Below are 1,540 nucleotides of genomic sequence, written 5' to 3'. Positions count from 1 at the left end.
GAAGAATGTCACCATCGCCCATTAGTACTAGTCAGCTCCACCCCTTACAGGGCTTCCACGTCTAGCCTATCAACCACGTGTTCTACATGGGGGCTCACACACTAAAGTGCAAGGAATGCTTATCTTGGAGCAGGCTTCCCGCTTAGATGCTTTCAGCGGTTATCCCTTCCGAACGTAGCTAACCGGCAGCGCCACTGGCGTGACGACCGGCATACCAGAGGTTCGTCCACCCAGGTCCTCTCGTACTATGGGCAGGTCTCCTCAACATTCCAACGAGCGCAGAGGATAGAGACCAAACTGTCTCACGACGTTCTGAACCCAGCTCGCGTGCCGCTTTAATCGGCGAACAGCCGAACCCTTGGGACCTGCTCCAGCCCCAGGATGCGACGAGCCGACATCGAGGTGCCAAACCATCCCGTCGATATGGACTCTTGGGAATGATCAGCCTGTTATCCCCGGGGTACCTTTTATCCGTTGAGCGATGCCACGTCCGTACGCCGGCACCGGATCACTATCTCCGACTTTCGTCCCTGCTCGACCCGTCAGTCTCACAGTCAAGCCCGCTTGTGCGATTACACTCAACACCCGATTGCCAACCGGGCTGAGCGGACCATTGAGCGCCTCCGTTACTCTTTAGGAGGCAACCGCCCCAGTTAAACTACCCGCCAGGCACTGTCCCTGACACGGATAACGCGTCGAGGTTAGACGCCAGATATGGAAAGAGCGGTATTTCACCTGTCGACTCCACGCAAGCTAGCGCCCGCGCTTCACAGCCTCCCGCCTATGCTACACGATCCACACCTAACGACAATACCAAGGTATAGTAAAGGTCCCGGGGTCTTTTCGTCCTTCTGCGCTTAACGAGCATCTTTACTCGTACTGCAATTTCGCCGGGCTCCTGGCCGAGACAGTGGGGAAGTCGTTACGCCATTCGTGCAGGTCGGAACTTACCCGACAAGGAATTTCGCTACCTTAGGATGGTTATAGTTACCACCGCCGTTTACCGGGGCTTAAATTCACCGCTTCACCGAAGCTAACGGATCCTCTTAACCTTCCGGCACCGGGCAGGCGTCAGAGCGTATACAGCGGCTTACGCCTTCGCACGCTCCTGTGTTTTTGGTAAACAGTCGCTACCCCCTAGCTTGTGCCACCCCCAACAGCTCCGCTTGTAAAAAACATCACCATCAGGGGTCTCCCTTATGCCGAAGGCACGGGAGTAATTTGCCGAGTTCCTTGGCCAGGATTCGCCCGATCGCTTCGGTATACTCTACCAGACCACCAGTGTCGGTTTAGGGTACGAGCGGAATCACACCTCACGTTGAAGCTTTTCTCGGCAAGCAGGATCACCGGAATCAGCCTTACAGCCTACCCATCACGCCTCAGCTTTAACATCCCCCGGATTTACCTAGGAGACAGCCCACACGCTTAGCCACGGAAAACCACCTCCGCAGCCGGCTACCTACCCGCGTCACTCCCACGCTAACCTACTACCGATACAGTCCCAACACAAACAAGCCAACAACCCCGAAAGGCAGCCAGC

General features: G+C 56.0%; 1 rRNA gene. It reads right to left on the bottom strand.

Annotated features, from left to right (window positions below):
* Nucleotide 1: 1 nt before the first annotated feature.
* Nucleotides 2-1,540: ribosomal RNA gene (locus AC1EKT_RS06220) — 23S ribosomal RNA — on the bottom strand; the annotation flags it as partial.

It is taken from the genome of Bifidobacterium sp. C0047B3 (genome assembly GCF_056590535.1).
The sequence above is the reverse complement of the archived record's forward strand: the minus strand, read 5'-3'. Positions and strand labels throughout refer to the sequence as shown.